Origin of the sequence: Kitasatospora sp. MMS16-BH015, from assembly GCF_002943525.1 — a bacterium.
Lineage (GTDB): Bacteria > Actinomycetota > Actinomycetes > Streptomycetales > Streptomycetaceae > Kitasatospora.
Window position 1 is genome coordinate 2,542,211 of the sequence record NZ_CP025394.1, and the last position, 16,790, is coordinate 2,559,000.

General features: G+C 72.1%; 14 protein-coding genes and 1 pseudogene. 6 read left to right on the forward strand and 9 right to left on the reverse strand.

Features of this window, described 5'->3' with window-relative positions; translation table 11 throughout:
* Nucleotides 1–589 precede the first annotated feature (589 nt).
* Nucleotides 590–739 (forward strand): annotated as a pseudogene (locus CFP65_RS40745) (SDR family oxidoreductase); the annotation flags it as partial.
* Between the two features lie 86 nt (nucleotides 740–825).
* Here the strand turns inward: CFP65_RS40745 and CFP65_RS10995 are convergent.
* Nucleotides 826–2,394, reverse strand: coding sequence for a choice-of-anchor A family protein (locus tag CFP65_RS10995; protein WP_158702134.1), 1,569 nt, complete (start codon nucleotides 2,392–2,394; stop codon nucleotides 826–828).
* Between the two features lie 253 nt (nucleotides 2,395–2,647).
* Here CFP65_RS10995 and CFP65_RS11000 point away from each other — a divergent pair, with 253 nt between their 5' ends.
* Entirely contained in the window at nucleotides 2,648–3,133 is a 486-nt protein-coding gene (locus CFP65_RS11000; RefSeq protein ID WP_104815933.1) for a DUF2269 family protein, read from the forward strand.
* Between the two features lie 44 nt (nucleotides 3,134–3,177).
* Here CFP65_RS11000 and CFP65_RS11005 read toward each other — a convergent pair whose 3' ends face one another.
* From CFP65_RS11005 to aspS, 5 genes are all read right to left on the reverse strand, one after another.
* Complete coding sequence (locus CFP65_RS11005) at nucleotides 3,178–4,113, reverse strand: amidohydrolase family protein (protein ID WP_104815934.1); 936 nt, start codon at nucleotides 4,111–4,113, stop codon at nucleotides 3,178–3,180.
* Complete coding sequence (locus CFP65_RS11010) at nucleotides 4,106–5,740, reverse strand: isovaleryl-CoA dehydrogenase (protein ID WP_104815935.1); 1,635 nt, start codon at nucleotides 5,738–5,740, stop codon at nucleotides 4,106–4,108. Before CFP65_RS11010 ends, CFP65_RS11005 begins: the two co-directional genes overlap by 8 nt.
* Before the next feature lie 83 nt (nucleotides 5,741–5,823).
* Nucleotides 5,824–6,495 (reverse strand): TetR/AcrR family transcriptional regulator, encoded by a 672-nt coding sequence (locus tag CFP65_RS11015; RefSeq protein WP_104815936.1) that lies wholly within the window; start codon nucleotides 6,493–6,495, stop codon nucleotides 5,824–5,826.
* A 205-nt stretch (nucleotides 6,496–6,700) separates the two neighbouring features.
* On the reverse strand, nucleotides 6,701–7,561 hold the full coding sequence (locus CFP65_RS11020; RefSeq protein WP_104815937.1) for a serine protease: 861 nt from the start codon (nucleotides 7,559–7,561) through the stop codon (nucleotides 6,701–6,703).
* A 140-nt stretch (nucleotides 7,562–7,701) separates the two neighbouring features.
* The gene (gene aspS, locus CFP65_RS11025; RefSeq protein ID WP_104815938.1) at nucleotides 7,702–9,021 is read right to left on the reverse strand and encodes an aspartate--tRNA(Asn) ligase; all 1,320 of its coding nucleotides are present in this window, start codon (nucleotides 9,019–9,021) and stop codon (nucleotides 7,702–7,704) included.
* 526 nt (nucleotides 9,022–9,547) lie between these two features.
* On the opposite strand from aspS, the gene CFP65_RS11030 reads away from it, so the two are divergent.
* Both CFP65_RS11030 and CFP65_RS11035 read left to right on the forward strand, forming a co-directional pair.
* Nucleotides 9,548–10,714, forward strand: a complete 1,167-nt coding sequence (locus tag CFP65_RS11030; protein WP_371682401.1) for a serine hydrolase domain-containing protein — start codon at nucleotides 9,548–9,550, stop codon at nucleotides 10,712–10,714.
* Between the two features lie 173 nt (nucleotides 10,715–10,887).
* Nucleotides 10,888–12,000, forward strand: a complete 1,113-nt coding sequence (locus CFP65_RS11035; protein ID WP_104820785.1) for a serine hydrolase — start codon at nucleotides 10,888–10,890, stop codon at nucleotides 11,998–12,000.
* 75 nt (nucleotides 12,001–12,075) lie between these two features.
* On the opposite strand, the gene CFP65_RS11040 is transcribed toward CFP65_RS11035, so the two are convergent.
* A complete protein-coding gene (locus tag CFP65_RS11040) occupies nucleotides 12,076–12,735 on the reverse strand; it encodes a TetR family transcriptional regulator (protein ID WP_104815939.1) in 660 nt (219 codons plus the stop codon).
* Nucleotides 12,736–12,860: 125 nt separating this feature from the next.
* Between CFP65_RS11040 and CFP65_RS39690 the strand changes: the two genes are divergently transcribed.
* Complete coding sequence (locus tag CFP65_RS39690) at nucleotides 12,861–13,013, forward strand: hypothetical protein (protein WP_168219589.1); 153 nt, start codon at nucleotides 12,861–12,863, stop codon at nucleotides 13,011–13,013.
* Between the two features lie 37 nt (nucleotides 13,014–13,050).
* The gene (locus tag CFP65_RS11045; RefSeq protein ID WP_104815940.1) at nucleotides 13,051–13,317 is read left to right on the forward strand and encodes a DUF4190 domain-containing protein; all 267 of its coding nucleotides are present in this window, start codon (nucleotides 13,051–13,053) and stop codon (nucleotides 13,315–13,317) included.
* 145 nt (nucleotides 13,318–13,462) lie between these two features.
* Here the strand turns inward: CFP65_RS11045 and gcl are convergent, their stop codons facing one another.
* Both gcl and CFP65_RS11055 read right to left on the reverse strand, forming a co-directional pair.
* Nucleotides 13,463–15,244 carry a glyoxylate carboligase gene (gcl, locus tag CFP65_RS11050; RefSeq protein WP_104815941.1) on the reverse strand — a complete coding sequence of 594 codons (1,782 nt, stop codon included), beginning with the start codon at nucleotides 15,242–15,244 and terminating at the stop codon, nucleotides 13,463–13,465.
* 374 nt (nucleotides 15,245–15,618) lie between these two features.
* Nucleotides 15,619–16,539 (reverse strand): undecaprenyl-diphosphate phosphatase, encoded by a 921-nt coding sequence (locus tag CFP65_RS11055; protein ID WP_104815942.1) that lies wholly within the window; start codon nucleotides 16,537–16,539, stop codon nucleotides 15,619–15,621.
* Nucleotides 16,540–16,790 lie beyond the last annotated feature (251 nt).

Genomic DNA, 16,790 nt, shown 5'->3' on the forward strand with positions numbered 1-16,790 from the left:
CCGGGAGTCACCGTCGATCGCACCCATCGGCTCCCCCGCGCCTCCGGCTCCCCCTCCGGCTCCCCCTCGAGCGGCTGCTCGCCCCACCCTCGCGGGCAGCGGCTCCCGGCGGGTGATCGGACTGATCGAGGCCCGGGTCGCCGAACGGCTGCCCGCCCTGTCGGAGGCGCTGCGCCTGGAGCGGCTCGACCTGGCCTCACCCTGCTCGGCGCCGCCCACGCCGACCGAGCCGCCCAGCAGTACCTCGACGGCGCCACCCCCCTCACCGCCGAACCGCTCTTCCTGGCCGACCTGGCCGACCTGGCCGGGGCGGCGTGCGCGCTGCTCTGCGCGCCGGGACCGGACCTGCCCTGATCCCCGGGGCCCGCCTTACGACCCCGTGACGTGAACGCGCCCCGGGCTCTCGCGAACTGGAGCACCCCCATGAACGACCTCACCGGCAAGACCGTGCTGATCACCGGCGGCGCGCGGCCTCAGCGCCGCCGCGGCCAGCCTGGCGATCGACTCCGGCGCCTTCCTAAAGCAGGAGAGCGTCGAGCACTTCCGCACGGTGGTGGACATCAACCTGACCGGCGTCTTCATCGGCGCCCCAATGGCCCGGGTCGGCGAGGCCGAGAAGACCGCCGGCGCGGTGGTCCTCCTGCTCTCCGACGCGGCCTCCTACGTGACCGGCGCCGAACTGGCCGTGGACGGCGGCTGGACCACCGGCCCGACCGTCCGCTACGTCATGGGCCGGTAAGCGGCCCCACGTACTGCCGCCCGGCACCCGACCATCCCCCGATGGCCCGGCGCCGGGCGGCTCGTCCTTGCTCCGCCAGGTACCGGTCAGTCGTGACGACCGCGACGGCGGTGGGCGATCCGGAGCGCGACCGCGCCGGCCGCGAGCAGCCCGGTGGCCGACAGGGCGACGGGCAGGCCGAGATCACTGCCGGTGACAGGCAGCACGGCCCCACCCCCGGAAGAGCCGCCGGACGCCGTCGGCTTGGCTGCGGTGGGCTTGGGAGTCGCCACGGACTCGGTAGGAGCCGGTGTCGTCCGGGACTCGGTCGGCGTGGGAGTGGGCGTCGGGGTCGGGGTCGGCGTGGGCGTCGGCGTGGGAGTGGGCGTCGGGGTCGGGGTCGGGGTCGGCGTGGGCGTCGGCGTCGGCGTCGGCGTCGGCGTCGGCGTCGGCGTCGGCGTGGGAGTGGGCGTCGGGGTCGGGGTCGGCGTGGGAGTGGGCGTCGGGGTCGGCGTGGGCGTCGGGGTCGGCGTGGGCGTCGGGGTCGGCGTCGGGGTCGGCGTCTCGCACTCGGGCCAGTCACCGGTGAACGGATAGGCGTGCGCCTCGTAGCCGCCGCTGCCCTCGTGTACGTAGTTGCCCGCGAGGTAGAGCCGACCGTTGGTACCGGGCTCGGAGATGGTGATGGTTCCCGCCGGGTTGCCGCTCATCACTGTGCCCTGGAACTGGGCCGAGCCCCGGATGGCGCCGGCAGTGGTGGTCGGGAAGTTCCAGGCCAGCTTGGGCCGCATGTCGGTGGTCTGGTCACCGGCCAGGCCGGTGCCGGTGTAGGTGTTGATCAGGGCGTCGTCGGCCAGCATGTTGACGATGACCGTCGCCCCGGCCGGAATGTTGGCGAAGACCAGGCCGATCTGACCGCCGGTCGGACTGGCGAGGTTGCCCGGGACGTTGAAGATCTGCCGGGTACTGGTGCCGTCGCCGGTGAAGGTCGCTTCACTGTTGCTGACGGCCACCGTGCCGGTCGCGGTCTGCTTGGCCGCACAGGAGGAGAGTGTCTCGATCTGGGTGCGCAGCGGTTTGTACTGGTCCGCTGCATTCGCGTCCTTGATCGACTGACCGGTCGGATCGATGGTCACCGTGCCGCTCAGCGTGCCGCCGTAGCGGAGGTTGCCGAAGGCCGGACCCTTCGAGTCGGATCCACCGATCAGGACGCTGTTGCCGGAGCGGGCGGTGACATTGCCACCGACGGTCACCCAGTCGGTGCCGTTCGGTGGGGGCACCCGGGAGCCGACCCCGACCACGCCCATGTTGTAGATGCCGCCGCCGTCCTTGTTCAGGGTGAAGTCGCCGAGCGTCACGATCTTGCCCTCAGCCTCGGCCGCACGCCCCTGGGCCAGGTAGTTGCCACCGACGAAGATGTTGATCGAGGCGTCGCGGCCGGCGAAGTCGCCGTTGTTCGGCGGCTCATAGCTGCTCGGGCAGTTCGGGCCGGAGCAGGGGCCGAGCGGGGGTGCCAGTGGCGCGGCACTGCCGGACAGGCCCAACGCCACGGGGGCGAGAGCCAGGGCAGCGATCGCCGCGCCCCGGGCGAAGGTGGTCACCCCCCGGCGGGCGGGCGCCCGGTCGGGGGCGTGAGTGCCCTGACGGACGAGGTTGGACGGGACGGCGCGAGACAAGGAAAACCCTCCGTGGCGGATTCGGGCCGGCGGACAGGGACCGTGCTATTAGAGGCTGACCTGACCCGTCCCCGGCCGCCTCCACGCCCGACGCCCCCCGAGCACCACCCGACCGGCCGATCCGCACCGGCCGGAGGCCACCCGTACCCGGCTTTCGGGCCTGCTCGGGGCTGGTGTTAGCGTGCCGTGGGCGGGAGCCACCCGGTCGGCCCCTTCCTGCCGCCCGTTCCGCCCCCTTCGCGAAGGATCACCCATGGCCAAGCTCCTGCTGAGCCTGCACGTCCTGGCCGCCGTGCTGTTCATCGGCCCCGTCGCCGTCGCCGTCAGCATGTTCCCCGCCCGCGCCAAGGCCGCACTGGCCGGCGGCCCGGACCAGGCCTCGGCCACCGCCTCCGTGCGGCTGCTGCACCGGATCACCCAGGTCTACGCGATGCTCGGCATCGCCGTGCCGGTGATGGGCGTCGGCACCGCGCAGATCATGGGCATCATGAGCCAGACCTGGCTGATCGTGGCCACCGTGCTGACCGTGCTCGCGGCGGGCGTCCTGCTCGTCCTGGTCAACCCGGCCCAGCAGAACGTGGTAGACGCCCTCGCCGAGGAGGCGCCCGCCGCCGACCTGCTCACCCGCGCCACCGGCGGCCTCAAGCGGCTGCCGATGACGGCCGGCATCTTCAACCTGCTCTGGGCCGTGGTCACCGTGATGATGGTCGTCCGCCCCGGCTCCACCACCGGCGCCTGAGCCACCCCACACCCACGCCCCTGCCTGAACCCGGCCCGATTGCTTCAGTCCAGCCCGAACAGCCGGGCCGCGTTGTCGTGGCAGACCGCCCGCAGCCACCCCTCCCCCAGGCCGAGCCGCTCCAGTGCCTGCAGCGACTCCAGGTACGGGTAGGGGATGTTGGGGTAGTCGGAGCCGAACAGGATCCGGCTCTCCAGCTCTACCAGCCGGGGCAGTTGGTCCTTCGGGAAGGGCGACTGCTCCTCGGTGAAGCGGGTGAAGGCCATCGTGGTGTCGAGCCGCAGCTCGGGGTGGCGCTCGGCGAGGTCGAGGAAGTCGGTGTACTCGGGCAGGCCGAGGTGGGCGACCACCAGCCGCAGGCCCGGGTGGCGCTCCAGCACCGCGGCGATCGGGCCGGGCCCGGTGTGCTTGCCGGGCGCCGGGCCGGAGCCGCAGTGGGTGACCACCGGGATGCCGCGCTCGGCCAGCAGCGCCCAGACCCCGTCAAGGAGCGGGTCCGCCGGGTCGTAACCACCCACCTGGACATGGGACTTGAAGACCCGCGCACCCTGCTCCACCGCCCGGGTCACGTACGCCAAGGCGTCCGGCTCGGGGTAGAAGGTCGCGGTGTGCAGGCAGTCCGGGGTACGGGCCGCGAAGTCCGCCGCCCAGGAGTTGAGCCAGGCCGCCATCCCGGGCTTGTGCGGGTAGAGCATCGAGGTGAACGCCCGCAGGCCGAAGGCCCGCAGCCGCTCCAACCGCCGGCCCTCCTCCTCGCGGTAGGCGATCGGCCAGGGCCGCCCGATCAGCGGCCCGGCCGAGTCGAAGTACGCCCAGACCTTGGCCAGCACCCGCTCGGGCATGAAGTGGGTGTGCACGTCCACCAGCCCGGGCAGCCCCAACCCGCCCCAGAACGCCCGGACTTCCCCCACCTCGGCCGAGGTCGCGGGCGCGACCTCGGCCACCTCCGGATGACAGGCTCCGGTGTGCTGCTCAGGCATGCCGGGCCCGGGCCAGGATCGGCTCCACGTCCAGACCGGTGGGCAGCGTGCCGAAGGCCCCGCCGTGGTCGCCGCCCAGCCGGGAGGCGCAGAACGCCTCGGCCACCGCCGGGTCGCCGTACCGCACCAGCAGCGCGCCCTGGAAGCAGAGCGCCAGCTGCTCCACCACCCGGCGGGCCCGGTACTCCAGCTCGGTCAGGTCGCCGAGCTCCTTGCGCAGCCCGGCCACCGCGGCGTCCAACCGCCGGTCGGCCCCGGCCGCCGCATCCAGCTCGCCCAACAGGGCCTCCACCACGGCGGGTTGGCGGCCCATCGCGCGCAGCGCATCCAGCGCCGCGACATTGCCCGAGCCCTCCCAGATCGAGACCAGCGGCGCCTCCCGATAGAGCCGGGGCATGCCGGACTCCTCCGCGTAGCCGTTGCCCCCGAAGCACTCCAGCGCCTCGGCGGCGTGCGCCGGACCGCGCTTGCAGACCCAGTACTTGGACACCGCGAGGCCCAACCGCCGGACCAGCGCCTCCTGTTCGTCCCCGGCCTGGGACTTGTCGGTGGCGGCGGCCAGCCGGAGCGCGACGATGGTCGCGGCCTCGGACTCGACCACCAGGTCGGCCAGCACGTTGCGCATCAGCGGCTGGTCGATCAGCGCCCTGCCGAACGCGCGCCGGTGGGTGGCGTGGTGGAGCGCGAGCACGGCACCGCTGCGCATGCCGGAGGCAGCGCCCAGGGTGCAGTCGAGCCGGGTCATGTTGACCATCTCGATGATGGTCGGCACCCCGCGCCCCTCCTCGCCGACCAGCCAGCCGACGGCGCCGTCGTACTCCAGCTCGGAGGAGGCGTTCGACTTGTTGCCGAGCTTGTCCTTGAGCCGCTGGATGTGCATCCGGTTCCGGCTGCCGTCCGGCAGCACCCGGGGCAGCACGAAGCAGCTCAGGCCGCCGGGCGCCTGGGCCAGGGTGAGGAAGAGGTCCGACATCGGCGCCGAGGTGAACCACTTGTGCCCGACCAGCCGGTACGTGCCGTCCGACTGCGGGGTGGCCGTGGTGGTGTTGGTCCGGACGTCGGAGCCGCCCTGCTTCTCGGTCATCGACATGCCCGCGATCAGCCCGCGCTTGCCGCTGGGCTCGCGCAGCCCGAAGTCGTACTCGGTGGCGGTGAGCAACGGCTCGAAGCGCTCGGCGAGTTCGGGGGTGGCACGCAGGGCCGGGACGGCCGCGTAGGTCATCGAGATCGGGCAGCTGTGGCCGGCCTCGACCTGGCCCCAGAGGTAGAACTTGGCGGCTCGGGCGGTGTGCGCGCCCGGCCGGGAGTCCCGCCAGGGGGTGGCGTGCAGGCCGTGCGAGACGGCGGTGCGCATCAATTCGTGCCAGGCCGGGTGGAATTCGACCTCGTCGATCCGGTGCCCGTACCGGTCGTGGGTGTGCAGCACCGGCGGGTACTCGTTGGCCAGGCGCCCCCACTCGGCCGCCTCGGCCGTCCCGGCCCGGCGCCCGAGCTCACGCAGCTCCGGCTCCACCCACTCGGCGCCGGCCCGCCGCAGCGCGGCGAGCAGCGTCGGGTCCTCCGCCAGGTCGTGGCCCTGGCCGTGGAACTCGGGCACCTGGTTGGTGACTTCGTGCGTGGCGGGCATCAGCGGCTCCTTCGACTTCGACTTCCGGGCAGCGGGACGGGCGAGCGGAGACAGGCAGGTGGGGACACCGGCGCGGGCGGGGGTCAGGCCGCATCCGGAACGAGTGGGGTGGCGGGCGCGGCGCCCGCCGGATCGGCCTCGGTCAGCTCGGTGGGCTCGGCCGGGCCGCCGAGGGCGCGGAGCGCGAAGGAGACCATGGCCGGGATGAGGTCGTCCGGCCGGGAGCCGGTGGCGAGCGGGCCGACCAGGGCTTCGGCGGTGGCGCCGACCAGGGCGGCGGCGGTCAACTCGGCGCGCTGCTCCGGGAGTCGGCCGGTGGCGATGGCCTCGGCGATCTGGGCGGCGATGAGGTCATGGAAGGCCCGGCGGAAGACCAGCCGCTCGCTGTCCACCACGGCGTCGGCGGGCTCGGCGAGCAGCGCGTAGGCCAGCCTCGGGGCCTTGAGCGCCCGGACGGCGAAGGTCTCGATCACGGCCGCCACCTTGGCCTGCGGGCCGGCCTGCCGCTCGGCGGCCTCGGTCACGGCGGCCACCTCCCGGCCGACCACCAGCCGGAACAGCTCCACCGAGAGCTCGGCCTTGTTGGCGAAGTGCTGGTAGACGCTGCCGGTGGCGATCCCGGCCCGGTGCGCCACGGCCGCCATCGAGCAGCCGCCGTACCCGCGCTCGCCGAGCAACGCCACGGCGGCGCGCAGCACGGCCTCGCGCTGGGCGTCCAGCCGGGCTTGGACGGCGGGGGTGCGTCGATAGGCCACGAGAAGAATTGAAGCACCGATTCACTGCTTCGAACAGGGGGCGCGGCGGGCCGTACGGCCGGGAGCGGCGGGCCTTCCGGCCAGGGCCGTGGGTCGTACGACTGGGAGCGCCGAGCTGACCGGCCGCGCCGGCCTGACCGGGCGAGGCCCGGAAACCGTCGAGCCGGGGCCGCGCCGGCCCCGGCTCGACGACGCCCACGGGGTGTTACGGCTTGGGCAGGGTGCAGCCCGCCGCGGCGAGGTTCAGCTTGTTGCCGGTGCCGAAGCAGGCCGGGATGCCGTAGGTCTCCTCGGCGTAGTTGATGCCCTGGCGGATGGTCACGTTGCCGTTCGCGTCCACCTCGCACGGGTTGTTGACGGTGCAGCGCTCACCGTTCTCGTTCCCGGTGTTGTTGACCGCCACCAGCAGGCCGGTCGAGGTGTCGATCACGGGCGAGCCCGAGGTGCCGCCGATGGTGTTGCAGGCGGAGGTGTACCGGAGCGAGTCCTTCCAGACCCAGCCACCCTCGTGCAGCTGGTAGACGAACCCGTCGACGTTGCAGGAGTAGACCGTCTTCCAGTAGCCGGAGACCACCTTGATCGCGGCCCCCGCGGTCGGGTGCGCCGTCGAGATGGTCAGCGGGCTGATGCCGTACTTCGACTGGATCGAGGCGTAGGTGCTGGTCAGCTGGTAGATCGTCACGTCGGTGTCGGTCATCGTGCTGTACGCGACCTTGCTCGCGCGCAGCGTGCCGAGCCGGCCGCCGCTCGCGCTGAGCAGCGTGAAGCTGCGGCTGGAGGACTGGTTGACGATCACCTGGCCGGGGTTGGGCATGCCCGTCTCCAGGCAGTGGCCGTTGGTGAGCACCAGGGCCGGGTCGGTGGAGACCGAATTGGGCATCCGGACCACCGAACCGGAACAGTCGCTGAGCGCCACCGTGCCGGCGAAGTTGACCGTGACGGCCGGGGCGGCCTTGTCCGGCGCGGCCTGGGCGGGGGCGGCGGCCGAGGCGGGGGCGGCGCCGGCCAGAGCGGTGGCCCCGGCGAGCAGCAGCGCCGTGAGCGCGCCGATGAGCGGCTTCTTCATGAGAGTGCCTCTCGGATTGTGGGGGTCCCGTGAGGGGGTCCCCCAAAGCTGGCGTGGGCATGTCGCCCTGTCAAGAGCGCGGCGCCAAGTGCCAGTTGGACTCTGTCAATCCGAGCGGCCCTCCCCTCATGGCTCGATCCTCAGGGGGTCAGCCGGTGCGGCCCCCGGAAGAGGAACACCGCCTCCCGGATCGACTCCAAGCCGAGCAGCACCATCAACAGCCGCGCCAGCCCCGCCCCGAACCCGCCGTGCGGCGGGCAGCCGTAGCGGAACACGTCCAGGTACTCCCGCATCGGCTCGGTGCTCATCCCCTTCTCCGTCGCCTGCGCGAGCAACACCTCGGAGCGGTGCTCCCGTTGGGCCCCCGTGGTGACCTCCAGGCCCTGCCAGAGCAGGTCGAAGCTGAGCGTGAGGTCGAGCCTGCCCTCGGGGCGCTTGTGGTAGAACGGCCGGATCGCGGCCGGGTAATGGGTGACGAACACGAACTCGTGCCCGTGCTCCGCCCGCACGTGGGCCGCCAACCGCCGCTCGCCCTCCGGGTCCAGGTCCTCCTTGACGCCCTCCGGGTCCCAGCCACCGGCCCGCAGCACCTGCTGCGCCTCGGCCATCGTCATGCGGGGGAACGGGAGCTGCGGCACCACCGGCTCGACGCCGAACACCTCCCGGATCCGCTCGCCGTGCACCTCGACCACGGCGGCGATGGCGTGCGCGAGCATCCGCTCCTCGAAGGCCATCACCTCCTCCACGTCGTCGATCCACGACAACTCCACGTCCAGGCCGGTGAATTCGGTCATGTGGCGGGAGGTGTAGGAGGGCTCGGCGCGGAACACCGGGCCGATCTCGAAGACCCGGTCGATCCCGGCCGCCACCGCCATCTGCTTGTAGAACTGCGGCGACTGGGCGAGGTAGGCGGAGCGGCCGAAGTAGCCCACCTCGAACACCTCGGCCCCCGACTCCGAGGCGGTGCCCATCAGCTTGGGGGTGTGCATCTCGGTGCAGCCCTGCGCCGCGGCGTACGCGCGCAGGCCCTGCTCGAAGGTGGTCTGCACCGCGAAGACCAGCCCGGCGGCGGCCCGGCGCCGCACATCCAGGAAGCGCCAGTCGGCCCGGCGCTCGGGGCCCGTCCGGTCGTCGATCGGCAGCGAGACCTCCGCGCGGCCCAGCACCTCGACGGTCTCCGGCACGATCTCGAGACCGCCGAGCTTGACCTGCGGCGCGGCCACCACCCGTCCGGTGATCCGGACGGCGGATTCGGGGGTGAGCGAGTCGAGCAGCGCTTCGAGCGGGCCGCCGTCGCGCCGGCGGGTGAGCTGGACCGAGCCGGAGTGGTCGCGGACCACGACGAACTGCATGGCGCTCATCAGGCGCAGCGCGTGCACCCAGCCGCAGACCGTCACCCGCCGTTCGAGGTGGGCGGCCAGGTCGGCGGTCAGGACACGAGTGGTGGTGGGGTGGATCATCGCAGCCTCCGTGGGCCTCGGCATGATCCCTTGGGAGTGCGGGCGAGAAGGGGACTCGCGGTACCACCGCACTTCACCGCCGCCGGGGCGACGGTCTCGAACGGCCGCCGTGGCGAAGGCCGTTGCCTCCGCCCTGGTGACCTCGGCCCGATCACGGGGGCCGGCCGGCGGGGCATCGGACCCGGACGGGCCGTTCCTCCCCGCACTCGGGAGGGTCTTCGTCTCGGACGCGACTCCGCCTTCCCAGCTACCGGCGGCTCTCTCTGCTCGCGTGACCCTCGACTACTCGTCTCCGTCAACGTGTTGCCGTAGACCTTAGGAACCCGCCCACCTCGGCGCAAACGCATTTCGCCGGGGCGGTGGGGTCGGAGAGGAGGGCCAGGAGCACGGTCCTGGTCGGGGTCGGCTCCGGGAGTCTGCTCCCGGGTACGGTTCGTCCTGAGCGCCGACGAACGACCCCGCCTCCGAATGGTCCTCTTGATCAAGGCCGGGAAGCACCGGAACCATTCGTCGGAGGGGTCCTTTCGTGAACGAGCATGCACCGCACAACCGCCGCCCGCTCTCCCGCCGGAGCAGCCGGCACCGGGCGGCCGCGGTCGTGACCGCCCTTGCCGCCGTGGCGGTCACGGTCGGGGCGCTGGCCCCGACGGCGGCGTTCGCCGGCGGCAAGCAGGACAGCGTCCAGTCGAACCTGAACAAGCTGGTGAAGGACGACGGCGTGCCGGCCGCGCTGGCCACCGTCAAGGGCGGCGACGGCCGCACCCACAGCTACACCGCCGGCCTCGGCAACCTCACCACCGGGGCCAAGGTCCCCGTGGACGGACAGATCCGGATCGGAAGCAACACCAAGACCTTCACCGCCGTCGTCGTCCTCCAACTCGTCGCCGAAGGGAAGGTCGGCCTCGACTCCCCCGTCGAGACCTACCTCCCCGGCCTGCTGCGCGGCGACGGCATCGACGGACGCCACATCACCGTCCGCCACCTGCTCCAGCACACCAGCGGCCTCCCCGACTACGTGGACACGGGCGCGATCCTCGCCGACCCGAAGCGGTACTTCGAGCCGCGCGAACTGCTCGACGCGGCCCTCGCGCAGAAGGCCCACTTCGCCCCGGGCACTCGCTGGGAGTACAGCAACACCAACTACCTGCTGGCGGGCCTGATCATCCAGAAGGCCACCGGCCGGCCCCTCGGCGAGGAGATCACCAAGCGGGTCATCGACCGCATCGGCCTGCGCCACACCTACTTCCCCACCCCGGGGGACATGACCATCCACGAGGCCCACCCCGAGGGCTACCAGCGGGGGTCCGACGGCTCGCTCCGCAACTACACCGAGCTGGACCCGTCCTGGGGTTGGGCGGCGGGCGCCGCCGTCTCCACCAACAGCGACCTGATCCGCTTCTACACGGCGCTGCTGGGCGGCCGTCTCCTCCCGGCGACCCAACTCGCCCAGATGCGCACCACCGTGCCGGCCGAGGAGCTGGGCCCGGGCGTCCGCTACGGGCTGGGCCTCGCGAGCCGACCGCTGACCTGCGGTGGCGTGTACTGGGGCCACGGCGGGGCCATTCCGGGCTACAACACCGCCGGGGGCGCCACCGACGACGGCCGCGCCGTCAACTTCGCGGTGACCACGATCCCGGGTGACGCGGCCGGCCGGCACGTGGAGGCCGCAGTGGACTCCGCCCTGTGCCGCTGAGCCTGCCCACTCCTGCCTGAGCAGCCGCACCAGCACCACCGGCGGGCTCCGCACCAAGGCGTGCGGAGCCCGCTCACCCTGCCAATACACCACTCCAGCAGAGGAGTTGCTCCGTGAACGAGCACGTACAGCACCACCGGGCCCAGCGGCGCCACCCGAGCCGGCGCGGGCTGATGGTGGCCGTGACCGCCGTGGCCGCCGGGGTCGCGGCAGTCACGGCACTGGTCCCGACTGCGGCGTTCGCAGGCGGCCGGCCGGACAGCGTCCAATCGAGCCTGACCGCCCTGGTGAAGGACGACGGCCTGCCGGCCGCGCTGGCCACCGTCAAGGGCCGCGACGGCCGCACCCGCACCTACACGGCCGGCCTCGGCAACCTCACCACCAAGGCCAAAGTGCCCGTGGACGGACAGATCCGGGCCGGCAGCAACACCAAGACCTTCACCGCCGTCGTCGTCCTCCAACTCGTCGCCGAAGGGAAGGTCGGCCTCGACTCCCCCGTCGAGACCTACCTCCCCGGCCTGCTGCGCGGCGACGGCATCGACGGACGCCACATCACCGTCCGCCACCTGCTCCAGCACACCAGCGGCCTGCCCGACTACACGGAGACCCCCGCACTCTCGGACTTCAGCGCGATCCAGCACCGCTACTTCGAGCCGCGCGAGCTCCTGGACGGCGCCCTCGCCCAGCCGGCCCGCTTCGCCCCGGGCACGCACTGGGAGTACAGCAACACCAACTACATCGTCGCCGGGCTCCTCATCCAGAAGATCACCGGACGGCCCGTCGGCGAGGAGATCACCAGGCGCGTGATCGACCGCATCGGCCTGCGCCACACCTACTTCCCCACCCCGGGGGACATGACCATCCACGAGGCCCACCCCGCGGGCTACCACCGGGAGGCCGACGGCTCGCTCCACGACTACACCGAGATGGACTCCTCGATGGCCTGGGCGGCGGGGGCGGTCGTCTCCACCAACACCGACCTCAACTCGTTCTTCGCCGCGCTCCTCCAGGGCCGGCTCCTGCCGGCGGCGCAGCTCGCCGAGATGCGCACCACCGTGCCCGCCGAGCTCTTGGGCCCGGGCATCCGCTACGGGCTGGGCCTGGAGAGCAAGCCGCTCTCCTGCGGCGGCCTGGCCTGGGGCCACGGCGGGACCACCCCCGGCTACCGCTCCCGCAACGGCGTCACCGAGGACGGCCGCGCGGCCGGCATCACGGTCACCGCCATCCCGGACGCGGTCGGCGCGCAGCACATGGCAGCCGCCCTGGACGCGGCCCTCTGCCGCTGATCCCGGCCCACCGGCACCAGCGCCCGGCACCACCGCCCGGCACCACCGCCCGGGACGGCCCACGCGGAAGAGGCCCTAAGCCGCGCCGGCGGCCACGCCCGTCGGCGCCGGCACCTCCGCCCGCCAGTGGCGGCGGCCGACCCCGATCAGCCGCAGCTGGGTCTGCGCCGTCCCGGCGATCCGTCGGCGCTCGGCCTCGGTCGGCGCGTCGAGCAGCGCGGCGGCGGTGGCCACCATGTGGTCCACGTACAGGCCGGCGAGCATCCGGATCTCCGCCTCGCTCCAGCCCGCGGAGACCGGCTGGACGGCCATCGCCTCGCCCACCTCCCCGGCGAACCGCCGCAGTTCGCCGCCGATCGCCTCCCGGACGGCCTGCACTCCGCCGTACCGCTCGCGCGCCAGGAACCGCACGTGCGCCCGGTGGTCCCGGACGTGCCCGGCGATCACCGCCACCGTCCGGTCGATCCGGTCCTCGGCCGCCCCCTGCTGGGCGAGCGCGGCCCGGACCATCACGTGCAGGCTGGCCAGCGACTCCTCGACCAACTCCACGCCCAGCTCGGCCAGATCGCGGAAGTGCCGGTAGAACCCGGCGGGCGACATGCCCGCCTCCCGGGTCACCTCGCGGACCCCGAGCCCGCTGAGGTTCTGGTGCTCCAGCAGGCGCAGGCCCGCGTCCAGCAGCGCGCGGCGGCTCTGCTGCTTCTGGGCCTGTCTGACCCCGGGGGTGTGACTCATGTCATTCAGTAAACAACCGTTTGCCGACTTTGGCGAGCCCGGTCGGGCGTAGAGTGGTCTCCGAGAGTCAGCGAACACTTGTTAGCCGACTCGCCCCGTTCGCCACCACCGACAAGGACCGGACCATGCTGCTCCTCGTCATCGCCGCCATGGGCCTACTCATGGGCGCCGCCACCCACCTCTCCCTCCCGGTCTTCCTCGCCGCCACCGCCGCGATCGCCCTCTGGCTGCTCGCCTTCGGCACCCGCGAGGGTCTCGCCCGCGCCAAGCGGCGCTGACCCGGATCCAGTCGTTCTCCCCCCGGAGCTTCCTGCCATGAAGAGCCACCTGACTGCCCGCCAGACCGCCGAGGACGCCGACCAGATGGCCGTCGCCTCCTTCGTGCTCGGCCTGCTCGGCCTGCTCGTCTTCAACCTGGTGCTCGGCCCCTGCGCGCTCGTCCTGGGCGCCCTCGCGCTGGCCCGCCGCACCGAGCGCCGCGGCCGCGCCCTGCTCGGCCTGGCCCTCGGCACCGCCGACCTCGCCATCCTCGCCGCCACCGTGCTGGCCGGCCACCACACCATCTGGCAGCTCGGCGCCTGACCCCGTCCGCCACGGCCGCCACGCACGAGGGCCCGGCACCCCTGGTGGGGTGCCGGGCCCTCGCGGCGGACCGCCGCCTGCGGACCACTACGGCCCTCGGACCACTACCGCTCTCAGGCCGCTACCGTCTCAGACGGCTACGGTCTCAGACCGCCAGCGGACGGATCGCGGTGGGCGCGTCGGCGGGCGAAGTCGCCAGCTCCTCCCACTCGCCGATCGCGTCGATGCCGGCACCGCCCATCGAGATGTTGGTGACCCGCTCAAGGATCGCCTCGACCACGACCGGCACCCGGTACTCGGCAGCCAGCTTTTTGGCCTCCTCCAGCGCGGGCAGCAGCGCGTCCGGCTCGGTGACCCGGATCGCCTTGCAGCCCAGGCCCTCGGCCACCTTGACGTGGTCGACGCCGTAGACGCCCAGCTCGGGCGAGTTGAGGTTCTCGAACTCCAGCTTGACCTGGAAGTCGATCTCGAAGTTGCGCTGCGCCTGGCGGATCAGGCCCAGATAGGCGTTGTTCACCAGCACGTGGACGTACGGGATCTTGTGCTGGGCGCCGACGGCCAGCTCCTCGATCATGAACTGGAAGTCGTAGTCGCCGGAGAGCGCGACCACCGGGGTCTCGGGGTCGGCGGTGGCGACGCCCAGCGCGGCCGGGATGGTCCAGCCAAGCGGGCCGGCCTGGCCGCAGTTGATCCAGTGGCGCGGCTTGTAGACGTGCAGCATCTGCGCACCGGCGATCTGCGAGAGACCGATGGTGGTGACGTAGCGGGTCTCCGGACCGAAGGCCTTGTTCATCTCCTCATAGACGCGCTGCGGCTTCATCGGCACGTTGTCGAAGTGGGTCTTGCGCTGCAGCTGCGCCTTGCGCTCCTGGGTGGAGGCGGCCCAGGCGGAACGGTCCTTCAGCTGCCCGGCGGCCTTGAGCTCGCGGGCGACCTCAACGAAGAGCTCCAGCGCGGCCTTGGCGTCCGAGGCGATGCCGAAGTCCGGGGCGAAGATCTTGCCGAGCTGGGTCGGCTCGACGTCCACGTGGACGAACTTGCGGCCCGCGGTGTAGACCTCCAGGCTGCCGGTGTGGCGGTTGGCCCACCGGTTGCCGATGCCGAGCACGAAGTCCGACTCCAGGAAGTTCGCGTTGCCGTAGCGGTGCGAGGTCTGGAGGCCGACCATGCCGGCGTTGAGCTCGTGGTCGTCCGCGATGATGCCCCAGCCCATCAGGGTCGGGATGACGGGCACACCGGTCAGCTCGGCGAACTCGACCAGCAGCTCGGGGGCGTCGGCGTTGATGATGCCGCCGCCGGCGACGATCAGGGGGCGCTCCGACTCCTGCAGCAGCGCGATCGCCTTCTCGATCTGGGCACGGCTCGCGGCCGGCTTGTAGACCGGCAGCGCCTGGTAGGTCTCCGGGTCGAACTCGATCTCGGTCAGCTGGACGTCGATCGGCAGGTCGATCAGCACCGGGCCCGGACGGCCGGAGCGCATCAGGTGGAAGGCCTGCTGGAAGACGCCGGGGACCTGCGCGGCCTCCAGGACGGTGGTGGCGGCCTTGGTGACCGGCTTGGCGATCGAGGCGATGTCGACGGCCTGGAAGTCCTCCTTGTGGAGCTTGGCGACCGGCGCCTGGCCCGTGATGCAGAGGATCGGGATCGAGTCGGCGATGGCCGAGTAGAGACCGGTGATCATGTCGGTGCCGGCGGGGCCGGAGGTGCCGATGCAGACGCCGATGTTGCCGGCCTTGGCGCGGGTGTAGCCCTCGGCCATGTGGGAGGCGCCCTCGACGTGGCGGGCCAGCGTGTGGCGGATCTCCCCGGACGCCTTGAGCGCCGCGTAGAACGGGTTGATGGCAGCGCCGGGCACGCCGAACGCGACCTCAACGCCTTCGAGCTTGAGGATCTCAACTGCCGCGCGGGCGGCTGTCATACGAGGCATCGGGACACTCCTGCGGTCTGCCTGGTGGCGCTGCCCCCTACGGAGCACTTCCACTATGCGGAAAACAAGTTTTGGATTGCGGAAGCAAAGTAAGCAGAGGTCGCCATGGCCGTCAAGGGGTGTCCGCTGTACGGGCGAGCGTAGGAACGGTGCTTCGTCCACGACGACGGAGAATGCGCCAATGCGGGCACGCAGAAGCGGCGGTGGAGATGTAGCTCTCCACCGCCGCTGCGGGAATCTATAACGAGGGCATTCTTACCCTCGGGGTATTTTTACTTCGAGAGCACGCCCGCTCCGCGCGCACTCTTACGCCGAGGGCATACTTGCCTCGATGGCATGTTTACCCCCAGGGCACAGTTGCCCCCGACAGATGTTTACGTCAGGGTCAAGTACGCCAGGCTGCCCAGCCCCGCGAGGGTGCAGTAGATCGCGAACGGCGTCAGCGTCTTGGTCTCGAAGTACTTGGTCAGGAACTTCACCGCCACGTACCCCGCCACGAAGGCCGCCACGCTCCCCGCCAGCACCTGCCCCCGGATACCGTCCCCCGCCGACCCCAGCAACGCCGGCACCTTGAGCAGCGCCGCCGCCGCGATCACCGGCGTGGCGAGCATGAAGGAGAACCGGGCCGCGTCCTCGTGCGAGAGCCCCCGGAAGATGCCCGCCGAGATGGTCACGCCCGAGCGGCTGATCCCCGGCAGCAGCGCCAGGATCTCCGCCGTACCGATCTTGGCCGCCTCACCGAAGGTGAGCTTGGCGAGCCGCCGGTCCGACAGCTCCTCGTGGCTCAGGTGCTCCTCGCCCGGCGCCGGCGCGAGCCCGGCCCGCCGCCGCCCGGTGCCGCCGCGCCGCAGCCGCTCCGTGACGTACAGCACCAGTCCGTTCAGGGTCAGGAAGATCGCCGCCGGGATCGGCTTGCCGAGCGCCGAGCGGAAGAGATGGTCGAGCGCGAGCCCGGCGACGCCGACCGGCACGGTGCCGACCACCAGCAGCCAGGCGAGCTTCTGGTCCACCGTCTCTATTCGGCGCTCCCGCGCCGAGCTGACGAAGCCCCTGACCACCCGCACCCAGTCCCGGCGGAAGTAGACCACCAGCGCGAGCGCGGTGGCCAGGTGCAGCCCGATCAGCACGTTCAGGTACGGCGAGCTTTCGGCCGAGACGTCGAGGTCCTGCTTCCAGTGCCCGCCCAGCAGCGCCGGCACCAGGATGCTGTGCCCGAGGCTGGAGACGGGGAAGAGTTCGGTGACTCCCTGGAGCAGGCCGACGCCGATCGCTTCGGTGTAGGTCAGGACGGACATCGGCGGGCTTCTCCAGACTGGACACGGTCGGGGCCCCGCGAACGTACTACGCCGCTGTAGACAAAACCCCACCCCGGCAAGACTGTTCACCTCCTGGCCGCCGACGATTCACCGTCGCCTCATCCCGGCACACCCGCCACCCCACCCCGGCCCACCCCGTCCCACCCGGTTCACCTCACCCCGTCCCGCCCCGGTTCACCGTCACCTCATCCCGAGCCCGGCACCATCCCCCAAAGACGGCACCCCTCACA

Bases quoted from the DNA above. Each gene is read 5' to 3' on its own strand.
- CFP65_RS11000 (WP_104815933.1), top strand. From the start codon at position 2,648: ATGGCCAAGCTCCTGCTGAGCCTGCACGTCCTGGCCGCCGTGCTGTTC.
- CFP65_RS11005 (WP_104815934.1), bottom strand. From the start codon at position 4,113: ATGCCTGAGCAGCACACCGGAGCCTGTCATCCGGAGGTGGCCGAGGTC.
- CFP65_RS11010 (WP_104815935.1), bottom strand. From the start codon at position 5,740: ATGCCCGCCACGCACGAAGTCACCAACCAGGTGCCCGAGTTCCACGGC.
- CFP65_RS11020 (WP_104815937.1), bottom strand. From the start codon at position 7,561: ATGAAGAAGCCGCTCATCGGCGCGCTCACGGCGCTGCTGCTCGCCGGG.
- aspS (WP_104815938.1), bottom strand. From the start codon at position 9,021: ATGATCCACCCCACCACCACTCGTGTCCTGACCGCCGACCTGGCCGCC.
- CFP65_RS11035 (WP_104820785.1), top strand. From the start codon at position 10,888: ATGGTGGCCGTGACCGCCGTGGCCGCCGGGGTCGCGGCAGTCACGGCA.
- CFP65_RS11040 (WP_104815939.1), bottom strand. From the start codon at position 12,735: ATGAGTCACACCCCCGGGGTCAGACAGGCCCAGAAGCAGCAGAGCCGC.
- CFP65_RS39690 (WP_168219589.1), top strand. From the start codon at position 12,861: ATGCTGCTCCTCGTCATCGCCGCCATGGGCCTACTCATGGGCGCCGCC.
- CFP65_RS11045 (WP_104815940.1), top strand. From the start codon at position 13,051: ATGAAGAGCCACCTGACTGCCCGCCAGACCGCCGAGGACGCCGACCAG.
- gcl (WP_104815941.1), bottom strand. From the start codon at position 15,244: ATGCCTCGTATGACAGCCGCCCGCGCGGCAGTTGAGATCCTCAAGCTC.
- CFP65_RS11055 (WP_104815942.1), bottom strand. From the start codon at position 16,539: ATGTCCGTCCTGACCTACACCGAAGCGATCGGCGTCGGCCTGCTCCAG.